The following is a 24676-nucleotide window of genomic DNA, read 5'->3' on the forward strand; positions in this document are numbered from 1 at the left end:
ACAACTTTTTTGAATTTATTTTCTAATTTCAATTAAGTTATATTTTCTTGCGATTGCTGATGTCACACAGCTGATGTATATCATTATATACTGTTCTTCGACAATTTCCGACCACATTTTATCTATATTACTACTTTATTCTTTTAATACTCTTATTTACTCTAAATAACTCTATTTAACACATATCAACACACTAGGATAAGTGTGCTCTTTATTTACTTGAAATAAATGAAAAAGCCCATGAAATAAGGCTTTTCACAGGCTTTTTACTAAACTTATTATTTTAGATAGTACAGATTCATTATTAAAATCCATTGGAATCTCATTTGGAAAGTATTTAACCATTCTAAAAATGTATACTAATATAAACAAAACTATAATTACTACTATAGATATATCTATAACCTTAGAATACTTTGAATTGACTTCCTTAATTCTAATCATAATTAAAACTATTAAAATAGGAGCTGCTAAAAATAACGGATGAAATCTAAATGCCTCACTAAAGTTTCCACTTATTGCTTCAATCCACGCTCTAGTCATTCCACACCCTGGGCATGGCACCCCTATAAAAGTTTTCATTATACATTGAATATCAAATACTAATATAAATGCAAATATTAAAACTAAACTTATGAAATACTTTAGAATCTTATTAATCATTAATTTGAAGTTCTTTCATTTTTAATGGTTATTGTTAATGTAACTAATAATCCACCCCACAAAACTACTGCTCCTATTAATAAAAATGTAATTGCACTTCCTGTCATTTAAAATACCTCCTCTATTTCTACTTTATCTATATCTTCATCATCTATATTATAATTTAATTGATCATCCCTCTTCCAAGGTTTCTTACTTAGTAATAACCCACCTATAATACCAAGCCCTATAATTCCCCATCCATATAACAATAATGATTTAGAATCATATCCACCATATGGAGTTTTTATTTCTGTTATAACACTTTGTACCAATATAATAAATAGTATTACTGGAGTTATATATTTTATTATTATATCCCACCACTTTCCTATCTTAAAATAAGAAATAGCATTTGTATGATCTCTTATTGTTTTAGGTTTTACTATCCAGCCAACTACGAATACTTCTAATAACCCAACAACGACTATTCCATAGTTATTTATGAAGTTATCCATAATATCTAATAAATATAATCCAGCATTAGTTGCAAAAGCAGTACTTATTAAAAAACCTATTAAACACATAACAGTTACTACTTTCTTACGTACCCATCCAGTTTTATCTATTATAGCTGAGGAAATCGCTTCTACTAATGATACGGATGATGTAATACCTGCGAATGTAAGACATGCAAAGAATAATACTCCAAGGATATTTCCCCAAGGTCCCATTATAGTAAATACTTTTGGAAATGCTATGAAAGCAAGTCCTATTCCACTTGATACTACATCTTCTATCGGAAGTCCTTGTGCTGATGCCATAACACCAAGAATTGCAAATACTCCAATTGCAGCTAAAAATTCAAATCCGCAATTTGCAAAGGCAGTCATAAAAGCACTATTATTTATATCAGTCTTTTTTGGTAAGTAACTTGAATATGTCATCATAATCCCTGTTGCTAAACTTAAAGAAAAGAATACTTGCCCATATGCTGAAATCCATACTTGCGGATCTTTAACTTTTTCAAAGTCTGGTGTAAATAGTTTATTTAATCCAATTGATGCTCCCTCTAATGTAATTCCTCTTATTACTATTATTATCATTATTACTAAAAGTGTAGGTAATAGTATCTTACTTATCTTTTCAATTCCACCCTTAACTCCTTTGTAACAAACATACCAATTAATAGCCCATATTAATGCAATGCCCACTAGGATCGGCCAGACTATTCCACCTAAATGTAGTGGTGAATCTGATAAATTTAAAAAATCATTATAAAAGAAGGAATTAGTATCATCTCCCCATGTTTTAGTAAAACTCATAGTTAAATACTTAATTGACCAACTCAATATCATAGAATAATAACATAATATAATTCCTGAGCTTATAATTGGCCACCATCCAATCCATTCAAATTTCTTATTAGCTCTTGCTAACGAAAGTGGTGTTGAACCTTTATACTTATGCCCCATTCCATACTCTAATATTAATAGCGGTATACCAGCTGTAAATATTGCAACAAAGTATGGTATTAAAAATGCTCCTCCGCCACTTGAATAAACAACATACGGAAACCTCCATATGTTACCTAACCCAACTGCAGAACCTACTGCTGCAAGAATAAATCCAAGCTTACTTCCCCATTGATCTCTATTCTCCTCCATATTAGCCCCCTTAAATTAAGTGTTAAATTTTTACATTAAATAATTAAACAAAAAGCTCCACATTTAAATATGAAGCTCCAAAGCTCTAAATTATATTAAAAGCCTCATATATTATATGAGGCTTTATTTATTGATTTATACTTATATTATATAATTATTTCATAATTTGTCAATGTATAACTATTTTTAATGATAGTTTTTTATTATTTAGCTCTTTGTTCTGTAAATTTAGAAATAAGCATTGTGCAAACTGTATTTCCAGCTGAATTTATTAATGTTGCTGGTGCATCTATTATTGTAGCTATTACAAGCATTACTGCTAATCCACCTGGTGGAAATCCAAATATACTAAGTATTAACATCTCACCTATAGCCCCACCACCTGGAACTGCTCCAACTGCTGCTCCTATAAGAAGACCTACTGCTAGTATTGTTATAAGTGAACCTATGCTATCCATATCTTTACCGAATATTCCAAACAAGAACATTATTTTAAATATTCCTCCAACAACAGATCCATCTTTATGTATATTTGCCCCTATTGGCATAACTATATTAGCTAATGTTTCTGAAACGCCCATTTTTTTAGCCGCTTCTATGTTTACAGGTATACATGCTGCACTTGAACATGTTGCTATTGCTGTAACTGATGGTTCTGTTGCATATTTCCAGAAAGTTTTTACTCCTTCTTTCTTTCCTGCAACGTATGCATATATACTAAAGAACCCAAAATAATATATAACTGTTATTAGAATATATACTCCAAATACTTTTGCATACCCACTTAGTATTTGTCCACCTAATTGACCTATCATTGTTGCAAAATACGCTCCAAGTCCTATTGGTGCATAATACATTATTATTCCCATCATTTTCATTGTTACTGCTGAACCACTTTTTAAAAATGCTGCAAATGGTTTTCCATCTTCTTTTGCAAGCATAGTCGCAAATCCTATTAATATTGAAAATAATATAAGTGCTAATAAATTATTTCTTGATAATAATCCTGAAAAATCATTAACTGTAATACTTGAAACTATCTTTTCAAGAACTCCAACACTTTCTGTATCTGGTGTTACTGCCCCGCTCATTATACTGCTGAACATTGATGGATCCAATCCTTTTACTGGATTAAATACTTTAAAACTTACAACTGCTATTATGCCTGCAATAGTTGCTGTTATTGCAAATACTATTACAGTTGTTCCTAATATTTTACCTAGTTTTTTTGAATTATCCATACTAGCAATTGCTGAGGATATACTAAAGAACACTATTGGTACTAATAATGTAAATATTAAATTTAAAAATAAGTTACCAAAGGGTGCAAGTACTTCTGTCTTCTCACCGAATATTATGCCTACAATTCCCCCAATTATTATAGAACATAATAAAATTAATGATGATTTGTAATTTTTTAAAAACTTCACTTTCTCATTTACCTTTCTTCTTTCTAGTTTAAATTTTATATGATTATAGATTATACAGGGATAATGCTTAATTTAAAATAGATATAAAGAAAAAGCGTAATTCCTTTAATAAAATTACGCTTTTATTATATATTCCTTATTTGTATACTATATATTCTCTAAATTTTAATTTAACTTATGTATTATTAAACTATCATATAAAAAGCTAAAATAATCTTATACTATCTGTAAACTTTCCATTTTCCATTTCAACTTTATATAAAGCAATTCCATCTAAACTTGCTTCGAAAGGCTCAAATATATCTAATACAAAATCAAAAGCTTCTTTCATCTTCTGTTTGTTAAGCCCCATAGCTAAACTACAATGTGGATTCCACTTACCTGGTAAATAATAAAGCCTAGCAGTTTCTTCAAATTCTTTAAAATACTCATAGTACTCTTTATGAAGAGTAAGTAATTCATCTGTTACTACTGGAGTTGTAAAACACGCTCCCGTATCTGGAAATACACCTAATATATCAAATCTAGTATCAACAACTTTAATCTTTGATTTGAATTCCTTCATCTTTACTATAAATTTTTCTTCATCTATCTTCTCGTAGATTGCTAGAGTTATATGTGGGCTTAATCCATCTGTATTTATTAAACTAGAATCAATACCACTTTTGCTTAATTGTTCCCATATCGATTTTACATATCTTGATGATCTATTGTCTAAAAATATATCTACTATATACATATTTTTACCTCCCAATTTCCTATATCCTGTTTTACCATAAAGTATCTATAAAACTCCTATTATATATTCTATCACATCAATGCAAAACAAAAAGAACATTCACCATTTATTAGGAGAATGTTCTTTTTATATTATTTATTTCATTCTATCTATAAGAAGTTTTTAAAGCTTTCTTTAAAACTTTTGGATTCTTTTTATATTGTGTTACTGGACAAATTTCTTTATTCTTTACATCAAATAAACTATAAATAGCTATTCTTGCTCCACGAACTGAGTATTCTTCAGTAAATACCATATCTTCTGGTATTTCAACAAATTGACCAATCATTGCAAAGTTTGTTGAACCTTTTGGTATTACTTGTGGACGATCACTCATCTTACGTGGTTCAAATTGTGAATCAATATATGGCATCATACATGGTATTACATTTACTACTGATTTCATAATTTCTTCTAAGTGTTCTTCCATGTGTAATTGACAAATAAGTTCTGTTAATAGTTCTTCACCAGTACAATCACGCATTGGTTTCTTTACATAGTCACCAATTCTATCTGTGTATAATCCGTATCCCCAGAATATTGTTGTATCCATTGGTTGATTTGTAAAGTGTGGTTGCGCTGCAACTACTATACTCATAAGCCAGCTTGAATCTTTAAATGTCATTAGAGCTCCACTTCCTGGAATATTACCAGAGAACTGTTCTATTAACTTTAGCATTTTATCGCCTTTACATGTTACAGTGAAGCTTTCCCAGTTTGTTTCTTCTGGACGTCCAAAGAAAGGTTCTGGATTACCAAGTCCGGGTTTCTTTCCTGATATTTTAGACCAAAGATCTCCTGATATTGTACCATTTGGTTCATATTTTGGAGCTGAATTCATATCACTTAAAGTTGCACAATCTGTCATACAACCAGCTGTCATAATACAAACGTCACCATCTTTTAAATCTATAATTCTTTCATTACCATCTTCTTCTACGTGAATTGCAGTTACTGTTATTCCTTCACCTTTATTGAAGTCTAAATCAGTTACTGTACTACTAGTATTAAAATCAACACCATAATTACTTAAGTAAGTTTTTAATGGAAGAATTACTGAATCATATTGATTATATGGAGTACGTGTAACACCTTCTAATGTATTAATACGAGAGAATTCAAGTATCATACGACCCATATAACGTTTGAATTCAAAAAGACTAGACCACTTTTGGAATGCAAAAGTTGTTTGCCACATATGCCAGAAATTAGTTTCAAAGAAATGTGGTGTGTGACTAAACCAATCTTCAATTGTTAAATCATCTAGCTTTTCTTCTGGAGTTATCCATAACTTACCTAATGCCATACGATCTGCATTATTAAAGCCCATGCTAGTTACATCTTGTATTATTCCATACTTATCAACTAAACGAGCTTGTGCATGTGTTGGATGTAAATGGTCAAAATTAAGTATCTCTTCTGTTACACTCTTACCTTTGAAGTCTAGTGATGGGATGCTAGAGAATAGTTCCCAGAAGTTTTCGTAAGTTTCTTCATTTAACATTCTACCACCACGGCATACAAATCCATTTACAGGATCTCCTGCACCATCATTACTACCACCTAATATTTTCATACCCTCAAAAATATGGATATTTTCACCTTTAAAGTTACAATCTCTTATAAGATAAGCTGCTGCTGATAATGATGCTAATCCACCACCGATTAAGTATACTTGTTTGTTTTCATAATCTATCTCTGTATTAATAGTTTCAGGTTTTTTTGATTTATTTTTAATCTTCTTTGCACTTACTGCCGCTAATGTAGCTGCCCCTGCTATTGCCCCAACTGCAAGCAATGCATTCATATTATTATTCTTTTTCTTATTTATTTTTCTTCTCATAAAAATCCCCTCAACTTTCCGTTTAAATTATTTCTTTCATTACTATAATTATAGATTAACAATTTTTAATTGTAATTAGACAATGTTAGGGTTTTGTCTAAAAAATAGAGTAATTTACTACAATAAAAAAAGCTTTAGAAATTCTAAAGCTTTTTTAGTTAATATACTTAAATTTTGAAATCTTTTGGATCATGAGTTTTTGCTTTAGGTTCTCCAAAAGCTGCTTTTGCACTTTCTGCTTGTGGATTATGATTAATATGCTTTTTTGTATCCTTCTTTTTACCCATAAATATCACCTCAAAAGTAGTTTGTACAAATTATTACTTCTATATACTACTTCTTAGACTTTCTTTGTTTTCTTCCTTTAGCTTTTGCTTCTTTGCCAACATATAATGATTCATACACTTCGGATATTTTATCCCAAGTAGCCTTATCTACTACTCCAGTTTCTTTTAATCCAAATATTTTTTGTAATTTTAAAATAGCTTCTTTAGTGCTATCATCAAATTCACCAGTTACTCTAACTTCATTTATTCCATAATTATTTTTAGATAAAACATTAATATATTTTTGTAATACAGTTACATATCCACCTGTGTCTTTGACTTTTAAATCAACTCCTGGATATTTATAATATATATCTGAAACATTTATATTCTCTACACTATCTAAACTGTTGTACACCTCTATTAACTTGTTCCAATCATTAACTCCTACATTACCTGTAACGTCTAATTTAAAAAGTTTTTGCATTGCCATTACAGCAGCAGTAGTTTTCTTATCAAATTCTCCACTCACATTTACTTTTGGAATTTCTTTATACTTATTTGATATTGAATTCAAATAAGTTTGTAGCCACTTAATGTCCTCTCCTTTTGATGACTCTTTAAGAACATATCCTGGATAGTTATTTGAATATTCCTCTTCAACCTTTACAGACTTCTTATTAATTCCTTTATAAGTCTCATATATTTTATTCCAAGTGTTAGCACCAACTAATCCATCTTGAGCTAATCCGAATAATCTTTGGAACTCTAAAACTGCATTTCTAGTTGCAGCTCCAAATATACCATCTGGTTTAATAGTCGGTATATTATAATTTTTTGATATTGTAGAAAGGTAAGTTTGCATTTCTCTTACTTTCTCACCTTTTGAACCATAACTTAATATATATCCTGGATATTTTCCATCAAATTCAGGATTAGGCTCTTCTGAAGATCCACCTTTTGAAACTTCTTTATAAACTTCATATATTTTATTCCACGTATTCTTACCAACAAGGCCATCTGGTGTTAGTCCAAATAATCTTTGAAACGCTATTACGGAATCTTTAGTTAGATTGCCAAATATACCATCTGGAACAACACTTGGTATATTGTAATGTTTTGAAATTTCAGCTAGATACATTTGCATTTCTCTTACTTTATCTCCTCGCGAACCATATCTTAAAATGTATCCTGGATATTGACCACCATCACCCCCACCATCTGGATTATTATCCTCTGGTTCTTGTTCGAGTTCTGCAAGTCTTTTTACTCCAACATAAATATTAGATATACTGTACCAAGTTGCTCTTCCAACTATTCCATCTTGAGTTAAATTAAATACCTTTTGAAATACTTTAACCGCATTCTCAGTATTTTTATCAAACTTCCCATCCGTTACAGGTATTTTCGGAATCGCAGGAAAGTTTTGAGATATTCTATTTAATTGTTTCTGAATAACTTTAACATTTTCATTTTCATCATTAAGTCTAAGTGGTGATCCTGGATAGGATTCTGGTATTCCTTCAATACTAGTTGCCCTTACTAATTCTTTATCGTACCCAAAATAATGTTTAATAATTTCTAATGCGTTTTTGCCTGAATTAGCTAAACTTACAGTTCCCCACTGAGATAACCCAGCACAAGTAACAGTTGTTCCATTACAATATTGAGCAAAGAACGGAGTCTTATTTCCTACCGTTACAATGTATTCGCTAAATATTTCATCAACTATTTTACTTATATTATCGTATATATTTCTTCCTTTTACGAAATATTGGTCATACGCAGTTGAGTTTGTTATTTGAAATGAATATCCCTTATTTCTATACCATTCTGTATAAATTCTATTTAGTGCAAAAGATATTTGACAATAAATATTAGCCCTTAATGATTGTTCTGGCCATGTTGGATAAATTTCGCTAGATGCAACATTTTTAATGTAATCAATAAAACCAACAGTAACATTTTCTGCATTTGAAGTTGGTGTACCTAAATGTACTATTATAAATTGAGGAATATATGGTTTATCTAAAACAAAAGGTTGCTTTTTAGGTCCAACTTGCTTATCTCTTAAAGCTTTAGTTGCTAATTGATTTGGTGGTATAAATATAATCTCAGGGTTATTACTATATTTACTTATTTCATCTTCTTCAGTAAGTTCAATATTCTGTATTGAAGTTTTACCTTCAAAGACACTAACTCCTTCTACAATAACCGGCTTAAATCCATCAGCTAAAACGTATATGTTATATCTACCATAAGGAATTACTCCTTCTTCATATGGCTTTTGTGATAAGCTTTTTTCCGGTGTTTCTACTTCTATCAGTTCGCTTCTTCCACTAATATCAAATGCATCTTTGTTTTCATAAATTACACTATTAGTATCAGCATTAGTTATCTTTAAACTAGCTTTAGTTTTAGGTAAAGCATTCTTTACCTTAAATAATCTTACTAATATATATCCTGTCGTCAAATCTTTGTTCTCCTAATAAATTATTCTCGTATTAATTTATTCAGTTTATATATATGTGTGAATTAAGTATAGCCCTTGGTATTCCAAGGGCTACTAATAAATATTATATTCCAAGTTCTTTTAAAAGATCTTTTGGCTCATTTAAATTATAATCAGCTTCTATTCCTGTTAAATCAGATGCCCCCCAGAGAGCTATTGCAAAATCCATACCTGCAGCCTTTGATGCTTTATAATCAAAAATCGTATCTCCAACGTAAATACATTCTTTTGGTTCTATATTTAATATTTCTGCTGCCTTTAGTAGTGGCTCCGGATGTGGCTTATGATTTTCTGTATCTTCTGCTAATACTACACTTTTCATATATTGTTGTAATCCAGTTGGATAAAAATCAATCTCATATTGCTTTCTCATTTTTGAACTTGATATTCCACACACGATTCCGTTTTCATGTAAAGTTTTAATAGTCTCATTAAATCCTTCATATAATGTAGCACTCTCTTCAAAATCATTGACATACGTTACCCATTTTTTATAAGATTCTTCTATGTTTTCAAATCCTAAAAGTTCTATTGTCTTTTTACCTGCGTAAGCTTTATATTTTAATAATTCATCGTATGGTGTATCATTGCCAAGCTCGTCCTTTATTAACCTCTGTAAAGGAATTAAATTCATTCTTTCAGTATTTAATATAGTTCCGTCTAAATCAAATATAATACATTTATAATTTTTCATAACCTCTCACTCCCTCTATTAATCTAATTACACTCTAATGCCCTTTTTCTAGCTATCATTTTTTCTTTCTCTGTTGTCTTAATTGTAATACCATATTACATTCAATACAATTATTTATAATTCCATAAAGAAAAAACTCGCATAAATTATGCGAGTTTTCTTAATTAAACGCTCATTCCCATTATCATTCCGATAACGTATGGAATTAACCATATAGCCCATACTGTTATACTAAATTTGTGGAATGTTGCTTTCTTCTCTTCATTACCTTTAAATAGTACCCAAGTTGCCCATAGTGCATGGAATAACATAAGTACAATAGCTAAAACTCCTGTTATGCCGTGTATAGCAAGTTGAGTTGCACCGATTGATATATCACCAGTTCCAGCTATTCTTTCCATTGTTAGCGTACCTGTTGTATCACATATTAATCCTAACCAAAAAGTTATTACATGCCATTTCTTTAATGTGTTTGACTTTCTCTCTGCCCAAACCCCTATTGTATAAAATATTAATGCTAAAGTAATAGTAATAATTGCAAATATTAATTTTCCATCCATTTTGTATCATCTCCCATGTTTTTTAAAATAGTTCTTATGCGAACCATTTAGTTCCTATGCGAACTATTCTACTATCATTTATATGGCTTGTCAATAAAAAATGTTAAAAAAGAGTTAGATATTTTTTTATATCTAACTCTTAATAATATTATTTATTCTATTTCTTTGTTTTAGATTACTACAGATCCATCAACAGATAATATTTCACCGCTTATATAGCTTGCCATATCAGATGCTAAAAATAAAAATGCATTTGCGATATCACTAGCTTCTCCAATTTTTCCAAGTGGAATGTTCTGAGCTATCCTATCTATTATATTTTTATCAATTGCTGCAACCATATCTGTAGCTATTATACCCGGTGCTACAGCGTTTACTCTTATTCCATCTTTACCAAGTTCTCTTGCTAAAGATTTTGTTAATCCATTTACAGCAAACTTTGATGTAGGATATCCAACGCCTGATTGTTGACCATATATACTAACTACTGAACTTGTATTTAATATTACTCCTGATTTCTGACTTTTCATTACTTCTGCTATAACTTTTGAGCAGTTAAATACTGCCTGAACATTTATATCCATTATTTTTGCGAAATCTTCATCACTTTGAGCATATATTGTTTTGCTGTCACTTACTCCTGCATTATTTATTAATACATCAATACGTCCCCATTTTCCTAAAACTACATCTCTCATACGTTCTATTTCTTTTATGTCTAGTAAATTAGGGTAAAGTCCCATAACTTCGTAATTTGAATTAATTTCACTTATTTCTTTTAGTGCCTTATCAACAGATTCTTTTCTTGAACCACATAATATAACTTTAGCTCCATTTGAAAGAAATTTTTTAACCGTAGCTAAACCTATACCTCTAGTTCCACCTGTCACTATAACAACTTTGTTCATTATACTTTTTGATAAACTATCCATATTAATTCACCTCTCATTTTTTATTTGTACCCTCTTATATATTATTTCTACTTAGGTAAAAATATTTTAGCAAATTCTATATTATCAAATTCATTCTCTTTTATATAATTTAATAAATCAACTAAATAAGTTTTGTGATGTCCTATTACCTTTGAGAAAACTTGAATAAATGCTACTACATCTTCTTTTGATTCAGATTTATTACTTAAGTATTTTCCTACTAAGTAAAATCTGATGAATGAGTATCTTGTTAAAAGCATAATGTATCCATCAAATATTGATTCTGTTTCAGAGAACGGGAACATGTAGTTATACATAAAGTTAACTAAGTAATTCTCGAATATATAACTATTGTCATTTATAAAGTTTTTAGTATAATCTTCAAATGATTTTATATATAATTCTGAATGGTTACTTAAGTTATCCCCTTCATTAAGTTTGAATACTTCTATAACTTTTTTTGTATCTTCTTTAAAAGGAATACTTTCTACATCTCTTGATACATTTAAAAATCCAATCATCTTTTTAAAGAAATCTACTTGAAGAACATAGCTAAGTTCATTTTTCTCATATGGATCTTTAACTATATTTATATCGTATTTCTTTATAAAATTGGGTACATTACTGAAGTTAGATTCAATTTCATCTTCTAATTTATTTATAAACTCACCTAATATATATAATCTTTGGTTTAAATCAAATTTTCTATTTTTTATTATTTTAATACTTAAATCTCGTATCTCTTTAAAATATTTTAAAGGAGAATTTTTAAGTCTTTTATCTTTAGTGTCAATCTCACTTGATACTATATGTTTTCCTAAAGTTTCGTTGCTTTCACTAAATTCTATACCTTCTTCTTTTAGTAAAAGAATTCTTGCAGCTTCAGGACAAGATACATCAAGAGACATTTCATAATATCCATCTACTATGTTAGTTATTCTAGGAAATGATGTACAAACGTTTGAAAGATATTCTTCTCCAAGCTTTGAATAGATGATACAGTAATTTTCTTCATCTAAAAAAGGACATCTTTTCTCGCCTTTTAACTTTACTTTCCCATAGTCTACATCACTACATGTGTAGTTTTCATTGTTATGAACATTTTTCTGGAACATTCTCTTCATTTCTTTATCTTGAACTTTATAATATTGTTTGAATGTTGTTTTATCAATTTCAATATCCCATCCAATGCAGCAGCTATCTGTACATTCTCCACCAATACACTTAAATTCTTTAAGATACTTAGGATATCTTTTTTTTATACTTTTTTCCATCGTATACTTCCTTTACTTATGAATTAATTCAACTTTCTTATATTATATTTATTTTACTATAGTATTTAGTATTTGTCAGATGTGTATCTATACTTTCCTTTAATAGAATAAAACTTGTAAATACATACCGGAACACTTAAGTATATATAATGAAATAATGGTATAATATATATAAGTTATTTATTTTAAGAAAGGTTAAGGTAGTTTCATACATGATTATATAATCTATTTTTCAAATTTTAATTACAACAAAAAAAGTATTTATTTAGAACCTTTTTTTGTTGCGCTTAAATTTAAGGAGAGTAGATTATAGTGAGGTATGTATGTTGTCCTTTTAACGGCTATATATACTCTCCTATATTTTATAGGAGGGATTTTTTATGTCTTTAGCAAGATTAAATAAAGTAAAAAAGTATTATGGTGATAGATTAATTTTAGATATTGATAAATTAGAAATTTTAGATGGAGATAGATTTGGATTAGTTGGTATTAATGGTGCTGGAAAAACAACACTTATAAAAACATTAATAAATGACTTACCAATTGATGAAGGCACTTCTTATATAACTAAAAGTTTTGCTTATATAAGTCAGTCAGAAGATGCTAGTGATACATTTTTAAATAATGATTTAAAAAATGTATTTAATGCACCTATGGAGTATTATGATTTTTTATCTGGTGGAGAGAAAGTTAAATTTAAAATAATGAAAGCTTTAAGTGAAAATAAAAATCTTATTATTGCAGACGAACCAACTGCAAATCTAGATAAAACAAGTATTGAAACTCTTGAGAAAATGCTTAAAAGTTATAAAGGCGCATTACTTTTAGTTTCCCATGATAGAAATTTTTTAGATTCATTATGTAATACTATTATTGAAATTGAAGATGGAAAAATTAAAGTTTATAAGGGGAATTACTCTAAATATTTAGAGCTTAAAAATTTAGAAAGAGAACACTCTGAATCCGAGTATGCTTCTTATATAAATCAAAAGAAGTATCTTGAAAGTGCTATCATTAGCAAGAAATGCTTAAATGATAGCATTAAAAAGACACCTAAAAGAATGGGGAACTCTGAAGCTAGGTTACACAAGATGGGTGGTCAAAGAGCAAAGAAAACTATTGATAATAATATAAAAGCTTTAAGAAGTAGGATTGATCACCTTGATGTTAAAGAGAAACCTAAAAATATAAAGGAAATTAAGATCAAAGTTCAAGATAACTTGAAAATTGCTTCTAAAAATCTTATAGAAGTGAAGCACCTTAATTTAATCGTGGATGATAAGTTGCTTCTTAAAGATGCTAGTTTTAAAATTAAAAATGGCAAGAAGGTAGCTCTAATAGGTAATAATGGTTGTGGCAAAAGTACTTTGCTTAAAGAGATTATCTCTAATAAAAATAGTATAAGGATTCTTGATAATGTTGTTATAGGATATTTTGATCAGTCTCAATATATTTTAAATGATGATGAATCCATATTGAAAAATATTATTAGGGACTGTTCTTATGATGAGAGTTTTGTTAGAACTAACTTAGATGGATTTGGATTTAAAGGTGATGCTGTATTTAAAAAGGTGTCTTCATTAAGTGGTGGTGAGAAGGTAAAGATAGCTCTTTGTAAAGTGTTGTTATCTGATAATAATCTTCTTATATTGGATGAACCTACAAACTATTTAGATATTAAATCTATGGAGTCTCTTGAATCAGCCCTGGCTAATTGTAATAAAACACTTATTGTAGTTTCTCATGATAGGGAGTTTATATCTAATATATGTGATTATATTTTGGAGATAGGTAATCAAAGGATTAATGAATTTAATGGTTGTTATGATAGTTATATTGCTTTTAAAAATAAACCTAAGGTAGATTTAAAGGATAAAGTGAATAAGGATAATCTTATGCTTCTTGAAAATAGATTTTCTGAAGTTATTTCTTTAATGTCTATAGAGAGTGATGTTAGTAAAAAGAGGTTGCTTGAGGAAGAGTTTGATAGTCTGATTATAAAAATAAGAGAATTGAAGAAATCTTTATAAGAATAGTTTTAAGGTAAGTACTGTAGTTTAGTGCTTACCTTTTATTATTTAATGTAAAATGATTTTAAATATTATATCTTCATTTTTCTTTTCCACCGTTAAATCACCATTGTGTAATTGAACTATTCTTTTTGCTATACTTAAACCTAAACCAGAACCTTCATTTTCACTGCTTCTTGCTTTATCTAGTCTATAAAACTTTTCAAATATGTTCTCTAAATTTTCTTCCGTTAACTCTTTACAGCGATTTATAAAAGATATTTCTATATCTTTCCCTTTCTTATCAACTATTACTTGAAATATTGAATTTGCATCACTGTATTTTTCAGCATTTTTCACTAAATTTTCTATAAGACGTGTAAATAATTTAGGATCTATATCAAAGTATAATTCCTTGTATGGATTTTGTAGCTTTATTTCAATATTCTTTTCTAAAAAATCTAATATACTTTCTCCAACTATTTGATTAATTAAATTTGAGATATTATATTTTGTTCTCTCTATTTTTATATTATTATTACTTATCATTGTATATTCAAATAATTCATTAACTAATTCTTTAAGTCTTAAGCTCTTATTATAAGCAATTTTAGTATATTCATCTCTATATTCTTTTTTAATATTCTCACTGTTTAATAATTCTAAATATCCTACCAAGGATGTTAATGGTGTTTTTAAATCATGTGAAATATTAGTTATAAGTTCATTTTTATTATTCTCAATATTTTTTTCATTTGCTATCTTTTTTCCTAGCTCTATGGACATATCATTTATACTCTTACAAAGTTTAGCTAATTCATCCTCACCCTTTACTTCAATTGTTTGCCCAAATCCCTTTTCTTTAATAAAGCTAACCTCTTCAGTTAAAAACTTTATATATTTAACTTTTCTGTTTACAAAGAAAATAAAAGTTGCTAAAAATATGGCAACACCTACAAAAGAAAAAAGGAGAAAGAAATTTATTGATATAAAATAATTAACACCTAAAAGGTATTGTATATTCGGGTTTAACTTCATTACAATTGCCACAAGGATCATAACTCCCTGTATTGCAGCTACAATTGATATTACGACAACTAAAATTAAATATATACTCATTTTATTTAAATTTAATTCTCTAAATCTTTTTGTACAAAATATACATACGGTTATTATAAAAACTACTATTGCTAATAATCTAATATTTTGTGTTGCTACTTCTGAGAAACCCATTACTATTGTTGCATTTTTTTGTTGTATTTCAACTAGTATTGCATACCCTTCTGCAAATACTAATTGTGCTAGAAAAAAACCTATAAAAATGCCTAGTGTTAAACTATATCTTAGCTTTATTTTTTTCTTCATATTTTATATCCTACTCCCCATACTGTTTTAATATATTCAGGGTTTTTAGGACTTTTCTCTATTTTTTGTCTTAACTTAGTTATATGAACCATTATCGATGTGTCACCCACAGCATACTTATTTCTCCAAATATTTTCATAAATTTGTTCAACACTAAAAACCATGTTTCTATTTTTACATAACAATTCTAATATCTTATATTCTGTTGGAGTTAGGTTTATTTCCTTACCTGATACTGTTACCATTCTCATATTTACATCTAATACTAAATCGCCTATTGTTATTATATTTTTATCAGGGTTATTAAAAATAGTGTATCTTCTAAGATGTGATTTAACTCTTGCTATTAATTCCATAGAACTAAACGGTTTTGGAATATAATCATCTGCACCTAAAGCTAAACCTTTTATCATATCTATTTCATCATTTTTTGCTGTTAAAAAAATTACTGGCATTGTATGATTTTTTCTTATTTCTATTAAAGTTTGTAAACCATCAACTTTTGGCATCATTATATCAAGAAGAACTAAATCATAATTTTTCTCTTCAATTAAATTTAAAGCCTCTTCACCATTAGACGCTTTATCTACATTGAAATTTTCTGTTTGCATATAAACAGTTATAAGTTCCCTTATATCTTTGTCATCATCAACTACTAATATATTTTTCCTCATTTCTTTCTCCTTTACAATTTAAAATGTAAGCTGGTGGAAAATTTCTAATTTCTTTTTTATATTTGATATTACAGAAATATTCCTTAAAAAAGTTTAATTTAAATAATGAATATTGAAATGTTATAAAGCTTCCGTCACTTTTTAGTATATTGGATGTCTTTTCTAATATTCTTTTAGAAACATTTAGTGGCAATGATGTAAATGGAAGCCCTGATAAAATACAATCTACTCTTTCTATATTATATTTTTCTAATATTATATCAATATTCTCAGCACTATCATTAATTATTATTACATTTTTCTTATGTCCATATGTTTCTTTTAATATATTGTAAAACTCATTGTTGATTTCAACTAATACAACCGTAGTGTCATCTTTAACTCTTGAAAGTATTTTTTCAGAAAAAATTCCTGTACCTGGACCAAATTCTACTATGCATTTAATATTTTTAAAATCAATAGAATCTATCATTTTATTAGCTAAATATTTACTACTTGGAGCAACTGCTCCTATAGTTTTTGGATTTCTTATGTATTCTAAAACAAACATAACTTTAATCCCTCCTTTACTTTAATTTAATTATAAAAATATTTCTTTAATTAAATCTCTATAAAGATTTTAAGATTTCTTAAAGAATTTATAGATAAAATCTTAGAATATTAGTTTTAAAATTTACTCATTACACTTAAAGGAGAGATTAATTTTGAATAAAAAAAATAAGTTGCTTTTAATAATTATTTTATGGTTAATTGTTATTGGAGTATTATACTATGAAGGTTTATTAACAACAGATGCAAATATAATAGCTACATTAATTAAAGGTAGCCCTGTAAAAATGCAATTGATATTTATATTTTTATCCACAATGAGAGTTGTATTTTTCATACCTCAAACTGTTTTTATTATTATAGGTAGTCTTATATTTGGTCCTTATGTTGGTTTTATTCTTTCACTTTTATCTCTTATGCTTTCTCAAAGTATAATGTTTTTTATCGGTAAATATTTGAGTAAGGAATTTCTAGGAGAAAACTTTGCTAAAAAGCATAGCAAAATTTTTGATGTTCTAAAAATATATAAATATAAAATATTAGCCCTTGGTATAGTATGTCCTGTGCTACCATCTGATTTAATAACAGCTTCTGCTGCCTGTATTAAATTAAAATATACTAAAGCAATTATAGTTATTACTCTAATAGATGCACCTATGATTTTCTTATATAGCTTTTTAAGCACTGGAATTAAAAACAGTTATTTATTAAATATATTTGCCCTTATAGCTATAGTCTTCATATCATATTATTCTTTTATTATTTGGAATAAAATTAATGAATCCATTTAAATAAAAAACACCTTATAGAATTTAATTTTCTATAAGGTGTTTTTTTAGTAATATCCTTTTTCACATAAAAGTTCGTAACAGTCATTTACTTCTTCATCAGTAAATAATTCTGCGTATTTTGGTTTAACAATAGTAGCCTCCATTGTTAATTTAATATGTCCTTCTTCTACTAATTTATTAAAACAATCTGATGTTCTACCTTTTCTGAAAATTTCTTGTGCAGTTCTAACTATTCCAAATCTCTCTATTGTTTCAAGGAATCTTGTCATCTTGCAATCACATTCTTTTTCTGCTATTTCACAATTTTTAATAACTTCCTGTTGTAATTTTTTCTCTAATGCACCCATTTTTTCACCCCGATATTAATTATATTTATACTACTATTCTATAGTATAATTTTTATTTTTCAATTTTAATTTACAATGATAAAAAATACTCTTTTTATCATCCTTTAAATAATTTAGTTGAATTTATCTATATTAAAATTAAAAGCAAACAAAAAGATGCTCCATCCTCGCAAGATCAGCATCCTTTTAGTTAACTTATTCCGTTAATTACAATAGTCTTAAACAAAATAAATTTAAATATATTTTTCTATAATTCTCTACTGTATTATACCAAGTACAAAATCTTTTACTATTTATTCTTTTTAAATATGGATTTTACTCCTCTTTTAACAACATCAAAAAAGCTTAATGATTTAACTATGTGATCTGGAGCAATATAATTTCTAATAGCACGAAGTACTTCCTTTGTTTCTTTCGATGAGAAAGAATATGTACCATTTTTCTTAGTTTGAATTGCATATCTTGGAATCCATTTACCTTTTAGTATTACAGATACGATAACATAATCAACTTCTTCCCAAGGAATTTGGATGTATTTTTGAATATTACGAGAATTATAAAATTCAAAACCTTTATCACCAATCATTATCTTTCCATAATCCGTAAGACCTGTAAAAGCTGTTGCCTCAACTGCTATATCTACTTTTGTGTTAATTGATTTAACCATACGTTCTACCTCTTTTCTACTTAGTATATACTTGTTTATATCTTTATAAATATTTCCAAATTAACTGTTTATAATTCCATTATATAATATCATATAAAATAATTGCTTTAACTTTCTTATGTTTTTAAAAAAAGCCCAGGCTAAGTAAAAACTATTACACTAACCCAGGCTGATTAAATACTATTACATTAAACCTATTAAGTGGAAAACAATACCGATTATAAATAATGCAAGAATAATTATAATTGGTGATACTTTCTTCTTAAGTAGCCACATACAAAGAAGTGTTAATAATAATCCTGCAAGTCCAGGAATTAATGAATCTAAGTTACCTTGTAATGTTGTAACTTTATCAGTAGTTAATGATAAACCAGCTGATTGTTGCATTAACGCTTCTTTTATACCATTTGCACCAGCAGGAAGGCTTCCCCAATCAATGTAAGCACCTTTGCTTAACTGAACAGATGATACAATTGGTGTAAACTTAATAGATACCCATCTATTAACAAGTGATCCTAAGATGAACATACCAAGTATAGATGCACCTTTTGTGATTTCTTGTAATAAGTTACCTGATAAATCTTCTGTAATACGAGAACCTGCTTTGTAACCAAGTTCTTGTGTGTACCAAGTGAATGCCATACGTATAATATTCCAACCGAAGAAGAATATTATAGGTCCAAGAATGTTACCAGCCATAGCTAGTGAAGCACCTAATGCTCCTAATATAGGTCTAACAGTGAACCAGAAAACTGGATCTCCGATACCTGCTAAAGGTCCCATCATACCAACTTTAACACCTTGAATAGTTACATCATCAACAGCTGAGCCGTTTGCACGATCCTCTTCTAATGCTAATGTTACACCAATAATAGGTGAAGCTACATATGGGTGAGTATTAAAGAATTCTAAGTGACGTGTTAATGCCGCTGCTCTATCTTCTTTTGTTTTATATAATTTCTTGATCGCAGGAATTAATGAGAATGCCCAACCACCATTTTGCATTCTTTCATAGTTCCAAGATCCTTGAATGAAAGTTGAACGCCACCAAATAGAAAGACGATCTTTTTTTGTTAATTTTAATTTATTCTCCATTTTCGTCTTCTCTCCCTTCTTAATAATTATCGATAATATCGCCTACTGGATCACCTGTATTTGATCCGCCATTACCTGAACCGCCTTTTTTGCTAAGTGCTAAGTAAATAAGAGCTATAGATACACCGATTGCACCTAATCCCATAAGTGTTAATTGAGGAATAGTTGCTAATACGAAACCAACTGCAAAGAATGGCCATACTTCTTTTGTTGCCATCATGTTAATTACCATTGCGTAACCAACTGCAACAACCATTCCACCACCAACTGCTAAACCATCTGTTAACCAAGCTGGCATAGAGTTAAGTAATGCACTGATAGGACCGGAACCAATTAATAAGATTAATGCTGCTGGAAGAGCTATACGTATACCTTGCATACAAATAGCAATTATTTGCCACATTTCAACTTTTCTAATGTTTCCTTCTTTTGCAGCAGCATCCATAAAGTGTACGAATGCTGTAGCAATTGTACGACAAATGATTGTTAATAGTAATCCTGCAACTGCTAATGGAATTGCGATAGCTATAGCTGAATCAACTCCAGCTCTACCTTGACCACCAAGAACTAGAATAACTGCAGCTGCAACAGATGCTAATGCCGCATCAGGCGCTACTGCTGCCCCTATATTTGCCCATCCTAAGGCAATCATTTGAAGACTACCACCTAAGATTAAACATGGTATTAAGTTACCTGTAACTAATCCGATTAAAGTACAAGCAACTAGAGGTTGATGGAATTGGAATTCATCTAGGATACCTCCCATCCCAGCTAAAAATGCAATAATAATAACTAATATTATTTGAATTATATTTAGATCCACTATGTTAATCCTCCTTTTTCTATTAAAATAATATATATTATTTTAATTTATTTAATTCATCTTGTGCTTTTTTAAGTATTTCGTTCATATTTCCTTTTGAATCATTTGGAACTTTACGAACATCAAAGTCTAATCCAGCTTTTTTAAGTTTATCAAAAGTATCAATATCTTCTTGACTGAAAGCAAGAACTTTATTTGGTTGAACTTTACCTGCTGAGTGAGCCATAGATCCAACATTAACTGTTTTAAGAGGTACTCCTCCCTCTACTGCTCTAAGTAAATCTTCTGGATTTTCAAATAGAAGCATCGCGCGTTGTCCTCCAAAATGCTGATCATCTTTTGCGATTTTAATCATTTGGTTAATTGGAACAACATGAGCTTTAACTCCTGGAGGAGCAGCTTGTTGAATTAGCTTCTTACGAAGTTCATCTCTAGCTACATCATCTGATACAACAATAATTCTTGTTGGTTGTGTTGTCTTTGTCCAAGCAGTTGCTACTTGACCATGAAGTAGACGAGAATCAATACGAGCTAACACATATTCTAATGATCCTGGTGCACCTGCATTAGATTGCTTAGAAGAACTAGCTGATGTTTTTTCTTCCTCTTCAGGTTCTAATGCTTCTGGTTTAACTTTAACTCCTTCTCTAGCTGTTTTAATAATATTAGCTGCAATTTCTTGTGCAGATTCTGATGTGAAACGTGCACCATAAGCTTCTACTACCATTGGTAAATTCATACCAGCTAAGATTGCCCATTTATCTTTATGTTCTTCAAATAGACTGTTAGCTTGGTTAAATGGTGTACCGCCCCAAAGATCAACTAAGAATAAAACCTCATCTTGGTTGTCAAAGGATGCGATTGCATCTTTCATTTTTGCTTTAATATCATCAGGTCCCTCGCTAGGCATTAAAGTAACAGCTTTAACATTTTCTTGTTCTCCGAAAATCATTGAACCAGATTGTAAAATGCCTTTAGCAAAATCCCCGTGACTAGCAAGAATAATTCCTACCATATATATACCTCCTATTTTTTATTTGTTACGATAAGATTTATAAATAAGTTCTAAAAACTTGTAACCAAATTTAATTATTATAATTTTTTTCTCTAAATAAGCTTTATCTACTGCTTTGTTATTTTCACTTATATTAGTAGCAAATATTGTGCCAAAAAATTGTATTAAGAATTGTAAACGTGCTTAAAGCTATATGATTCAATGATTTAAGCTTTAAATTTAGCTATTAATTCTTTTTCTTTAATACACTGCAATCATTTTTTGATACTGTTTTATTTTAGTTTTTAGTTGTTTTGATATACTTATTCAAATATTTCGCCGTTGTATCAAATTTAATTGTCATATAACATATGTTTTTATATATTATTTGGTTTATCGACATTTTTTATTATATTTTTATTTATTATTTCTTTTTTATTTATATATTTTAAATTACACTTAATATTAGCTCTTTAAATAGGACAGGCTATGTAATAGGTTATTTTAATGCTTTTTATGTTGTAAAAATTTACGTTTAATTATTGCTATAATACACTTACCCCTATAATTAATACACTTTTAATATTAATTATTAAAAACAAAAAAATAGTAGCCCTAAATATATCTAGTTAGCTACTATTTTTAATATATGCTATTATCCTTTTAAATTTATCATACTATAATGATGTTACGTTCATTAAATTCTCTTATACATTGGGTGATTTTTTTTAAACTCTATTAAATCCCACAAGTTACCGTATAAATCTTTAAATACAGCAACAATTCCATAATCTTGTTCTTTAGGTTCTCTTACAAATTCTATATTCCTTTTCTTCATTTCATTATAATCTCTCCACAAATTATTAGTTCCTAAGAAAAGAAATACTCTTCCTCCTGTTTGATTCCCTATAAAGTTCTCTTGTTCTAACTTGGATGCTTTTGCAAGTAATATTGCTGTACCATTTGAACCTGGTGGTGATACTAATACCCATCTTTTATTTTCTTCAGGTAAATATGTGTCTTCAATTAATTTGAAATTAAGTTTTTTTGTATAAAAATCTATCGCTTCATCATAATCTTTAATTACTAATGTAATATAAACTACTGATTGAATCATTTTTTCTTCTCCTCTTATGTATATAATTCTTAAAGATTGTCTTTTATCACTCTGCAGGGATTTCCATATGCTATTTTATTTGATGGTATATCCTTTGTTACTACACTCCCTGCGCCTATTACTACATTATCACCAATTGTTACACCGGGCATTATAATTGCTCCCCCACCTATCCAAACATTATCTCCAATGTTAACTGCTGCTGTTTGTGTTTTACAAAAATCAAATGTTCCATCATCTTTTATTTCTCCAAATCTATCTTTTGCATTTGTAGGATGAAATGCAGTATAAATTTGTACGTTAGGTGCTATTAATGCATTATCTCCAATAACTATTTTATTATCGTCCAAAAATGTGCAATTCATATTAACCTCACAGTTATTCCCAAAATATATGTTGTTACCATAATCAACAAGGAAGGGTGCTGTAATCCATAGATTTTCACCTCTACCACCAAGCAATTCCGTAAGGATTTTATTTTTAGTTTCTAAATCTGAAGACTTACAATTGTTATACTCTCTCGCTAAGTCTTTTCCCTTATGCCACTGCGTTAATAACTCTTTATCTCCACAATCATAAAGTTCACCTGCTAACATTTTTTCTCTCTCTGTCATAATGCCCTCCCTCTATAACTTCTCTAATTTACTTTTTAGTTTTAAATTATTATAACATAATTTGTAAATATAACCGTGCTTATAATTATATTCTCTATATAGAGTGGAGTATTATTTACACCTCTGTGTAAGTTAGATTATCTAAATAAAAAATACATTCCTATAGTAACAATTAGTGTAATAAGTCCTGAACAAATTACTAAAAATGCTTTTTGGTATGGTCGTTTTCCGTCCTCACATCTCTTCTCAATTTGATCAAGTTTTTTTCCCTCAGTAAAAGCTATAATTTCTCTGTATGTTTGAATATCGTGAGTTTTCTTTTGTTTTTCAATACGTCTTGCATAATACATTGTAATTCCATATACCACTAACCAAATTACAATTCCAATAAAATTTAAGTAAATAAATAGCGGAACAGGCAATACTACTGATGCTATAAGTAGTACAGTAAAAACCATGCCGTCATGGTTAAACTTTTTAATGTCCTCTGTTTTAATTTCCTCTTTCATTTCTTCTAAATCTCCTCTAACTAGAATATCAAGAGAAACATCAAAGAGGGTGCTTAATAATACCAAACTATTTATGTCTGGATAGTTCTTTCCAGTTTCCCAGTTTGAAATTGTCTGACGTGTTACAAATATCTTTTGAGCTAAATCCTCCTGGGAGAAATTTGAATCTAGTCTATATTTTTTTATTTGTTTACTAATATCCATTTGGTGTTCCTCCTGCTTAAATTTTATTGTTTAAAGGATATTTATGCTATCAAATCTATTTTACATCCCTACTTTTTAATATGTAAAATATGTTTTACATGCCTTTTTATTATACAATAACCTTAGTAAAAAATAACCTTAGGTACTATTTTAAATACCTAAGGTTATGAATACGATATGTATAAAGGAAACACACTACTCACCTTCGTTCGTAGGTGTAAGTTTGCCTGACCAAATCAGAGATTTGGAGGCTTACTTATGATACGGTTCATTCTTCATTATTCTAAATGCTCTATAAACTTGTTCTAAAAGCATAACCC

General features: G+C 28.9%; 26 protein-coding genes. 2 read left to right on the forward strand and 24 right to left on the reverse strand.

Annotated elements, in window-relative coordinates; all coding sequences use genetic code 11:
- Positions 1-255: 255 nt before the first annotated feature.
- The 12 genes from RSF37_RS11370 to fliB form a co-directional block, all read right to left on the reverse strand.
- Positions 256-663 carry a DUF2752 domain-containing protein gene (locus RSF37_RS11370; protein WP_332564520.1) on the reverse strand — a complete coding sequence of 136 codons (408 nt, stop codon included), beginning with the start codon at positions 661-663 and terminating at the stop codon, positions 256-258.
- Positions 663-770 (reverse strand): MetS family NSS transporter small subunit, encoded by a 108-nt coding sequence (locus tag RSF37_RS11375; protein WP_332564521.1) that lies wholly within the window; start codon positions 768-770, stop codon positions 663-665. The genes RSF37_RS11370 and RSF37_RS11375 overlap by 1 nt, the downstream gene beginning before the upstream one ends.
- Complete coding sequence (locus RSF37_RS11380; protein WP_332564522.1) at positions 771-2309, reverse strand: sodium-dependent transporter; 1539 nt, start codon at positions 2307-2309, stop codon at positions 771-773.
- Positions 2310-2512: 203 nt separating this feature from the next.
- Entirely contained in the window at positions 2513-3739 is a 1227-nt protein-coding gene (locus tag RSF37_RS11385; RefSeq protein ID WP_332564523.1) for a dicarboxylate/amino acid:cation symporter, read from the reverse strand.
- 205 nt (positions 3740-3944) lie between these two features.
- The gene (locus RSF37_RS11390; protein ID WP_332564524.1) at positions 3945-4478 is read right to left on the reverse strand and encodes a 2'-5' RNA ligase family protein; all 534 of its coding nucleotides are present in this window, start codon (positions 4476-4478) and stop codon (positions 3945-3947) included.
- A 145-nt stretch (positions 4479-4623) separates the two neighbouring features.
- Positions 4624-6360, reverse strand: coding sequence for an oleate hydratase (locus tag RSF37_RS11395; RefSeq protein WP_332564525.1), 1737 nt, complete (start codon positions 6358-6360; stop codon positions 4624-4626).
- Between the two features lie 167 nt (positions 6361-6527).
- Entirely contained in the window at positions 6528-6647 is a 120-nt protein-coding gene (locus RSF37_RS11400; protein ID WP_332564526.1) for a CPC_1213 family protein, read from the reverse strand.
- 46 nt (positions 6648-6693) lie between these two features.
- Positions 6694-9099, reverse strand: a complete 2406-nt coding sequence (locus RSF37_RS11405) for a peptidoglycan-binding protein (RefSeq protein WP_332564527.1) — start codon at positions 9097-9099, stop codon at positions 6694-6696.
- A 103-nt stretch (positions 9100-9202) separates the two neighbouring features.
- Positions 9203-9832, reverse strand: coding sequence for an HAD family hydrolase (locus RSF37_RS11410; protein WP_332564528.1), 630 nt, complete (start codon positions 9830-9832; stop codon positions 9203-9205).
- A 164-nt stretch (positions 9833-9996) separates the two neighbouring features.
- Positions 9997-10392, reverse strand: a complete 396-nt coding sequence (locus RSF37_RS11415; protein WP_332564529.1) for an HsmA family protein — start codon at positions 10390-10392, stop codon at positions 9997-9999.
- A gap of 170 nt (positions 10393-10562) precedes the next feature.
- The gene (locus RSF37_RS11420) at positions 10563-11324 is read right to left on the reverse strand and encodes an SDR family NAD(P)-dependent oxidoreductase (protein WP_332564530.1); all 762 of its coding nucleotides are present in this window, start codon (positions 11322-11324) and stop codon (positions 10563-10565) included.
- Positions 11325-11371: 47 nt separating this feature from the next.
- On the reverse strand, positions 11372-12598 hold the full coding sequence (gene fliB / locus RSF37_RS11425; protein ID WP_332564531.1) for a flagellin lysine-N-methylase: 1227 nt from the start codon (positions 12596-12598) through the stop codon (positions 11372-11374).
- A 380-nt stretch (positions 12599-12978) separates the two neighbouring features.
- Between fliB and cplR the strand changes: the two genes are divergently transcribed.
- Positions 12979-14628 carry an ABC-F type ribosomal protection protein CplR gene (gene cplR, locus RSF37_RS11430; protein WP_332564532.1) on the forward strand — a complete coding sequence of 550 codons (1650 nt, stop codon included), beginning with the start codon at positions 12979-12981 and terminating at the stop codon, positions 14626-14628.
- Between the two features lie 48 nt (positions 14629-14676).
- Here the strand turns inward: cplR and RSF37_RS11435 are convergent, their stop codons facing one another.
- The 3 genes from RSF37_RS11435 to RSF37_RS11445 are packed head-to-tail and all read right to left on the reverse strand — an operon-like array spanning position 14677 to position 17196.
- Positions 14677-15972 carry a HAMP domain-containing sensor histidine kinase gene (locus tag RSF37_RS11435; RefSeq protein ID WP_332564533.1) on the reverse strand — a complete coding sequence of 432 codons (1296 nt, stop codon included), beginning with the start codon at positions 15970-15972 and terminating at the stop codon, positions 14677-14679.
- Positions 15969-16646 carry a response regulator transcription factor gene (locus RSF37_RS11440; protein WP_332564534.1) on the reverse strand — a complete coding sequence of 226 codons (678 nt, stop codon included), beginning with the start codon at positions 16644-16646 and terminating at the stop codon, positions 15969-15971. The genes RSF37_RS11435 and RSF37_RS11440 overlap by 4 nt, the downstream gene beginning before the upstream one ends.
- Positions 16621-17196, reverse strand: coding sequence for a class I SAM-dependent methyltransferase (locus tag RSF37_RS11445; RefSeq protein WP_332564535.1), 576 nt, complete (start codon positions 17194-17196; stop codon positions 16621-16623). Before RSF37_RS11445 ends, RSF37_RS11440 begins: the two co-directional genes overlap by 26 nt.
- A 154-nt stretch (positions 17197-17350) precedes the next feature.
- Between RSF37_RS11445 and RSF37_RS11450 the strand changes: the two genes are divergently transcribed.
- Positions 17351-17986: a TVP38/TMEM64 family protein gene (locus tag RSF37_RS11450; protein WP_332564536.1), complete on the forward strand. Its 636-nt coding sequence runs from the start codon at positions 17351-17353 to the stop codon at positions 17984-17986.
- 44 nt (positions 17987-18030) lie between these two features.
- Here the strand turns inward: RSF37_RS11450 and RSF37_RS11455 are convergent, their stop codons facing one another.
- The 9 genes from RSF37_RS11455 to RSF37_RS11495 all read right to left on the reverse strand — a co-directional run bounded on the left by RSF37_RS11455 (position 18031) and on the right by RSF37_RS11495 (position 24671).
- Complete coding sequence (locus tag RSF37_RS11455; protein ID WP_332564537.1) at positions 18031-18333, reverse strand: hypothetical protein; 303 nt, start codon at positions 18331-18333, stop codon at positions 18031-18033.
- 289 nt (positions 18334-18622) lie between these two features.
- Positions 18623-19000 (reverse strand): DUF956 family protein, encoded by a 378-nt coding sequence (locus RSF37_RS11460; RefSeq protein ID WP_332564538.1) that lies wholly within the window; start codon positions 18998-19000, stop codon positions 18623-18625.
- 183 nt (positions 19001-19183) lie between these two features.
- Positions 19184-20095 carry a PTS system mannose/fructose/sorbose family transporter subunit IID gene (locus RSF37_RS11465; protein ID WP_332564539.1) on the reverse strand — a complete coding sequence of 304 codons (912 nt, stop codon included), beginning with the start codon at positions 20093-20095 and terminating at the stop codon, positions 19184-19186.
- Positions 20096-20114: 19 nt separating this feature from the next.
- Positions 20115-20918 (reverse strand): PTS mannose/fructose/sorbose transporter subunit IIC, encoded by an 804-nt coding sequence (locus RSF37_RS11470; RefSeq protein WP_332564540.1) that lies wholly within the window; start codon positions 20916-20918, stop codon positions 20115-20117.
- A 37-nt stretch (positions 20919-20955) separates the two neighbouring features.
- Positions 20956-21933 (reverse strand): mannose/fructose/sorbose PTS transporter subunit IIA, encoded by a 978-nt coding sequence (locus RSF37_RS11475; protein ID WP_332564541.1) that lies wholly within the window; start codon positions 21931-21933, stop codon positions 20956-20958.
- A 676-nt stretch (positions 21934-22609) separates the two neighbouring features.
- Positions 22610-23029 (reverse strand): VOC family protein, encoded by a 420-nt coding sequence (locus RSF37_RS11480; protein ID WP_332564542.1) that lies wholly within the window; start codon positions 23027-23029, stop codon positions 22610-22612.
- A 29-nt stretch (positions 23030-23058) separates the two neighbouring features.
- Positions 23059-23643, reverse strand: a complete 585-nt coding sequence (locus RSF37_RS11485) for a sugar O-acetyltransferase (RefSeq protein WP_332564543.1) — start codon at positions 23641-23643, stop codon at positions 23059-23061.
- A gap of 137 nt (positions 23644-23780) precedes the next feature.
- Positions 23781-24356 (reverse strand): helix-turn-helix domain-containing protein, encoded by a 576-nt coding sequence (locus RSF37_RS11490; protein WP_332564544.1) that lies wholly within the window; start codon positions 24354-24356, stop codon positions 23781-23783.
- 252 nt (positions 24357-24608) lie between these two features.
- Entirely contained in the window at positions 24609-24671 is a 63-nt protein-coding gene (locus tag RSF37_RS11495; RefSeq protein WP_332564545.1) for a 23S rRNA (pseudouridine(1915)-N(3))-methyltransferase RlmH, read from the reverse strand.
- Positions 24672-24676 lie beyond the last annotated feature (5 nt).

The organism is Clostridium sp. (genome assembly GCF_036643715.1).
Taxonomy (GTDB): Bacteria; Bacillota; Clostridia; order Clostridiales; family Clostridiaceae; genus Clostridium.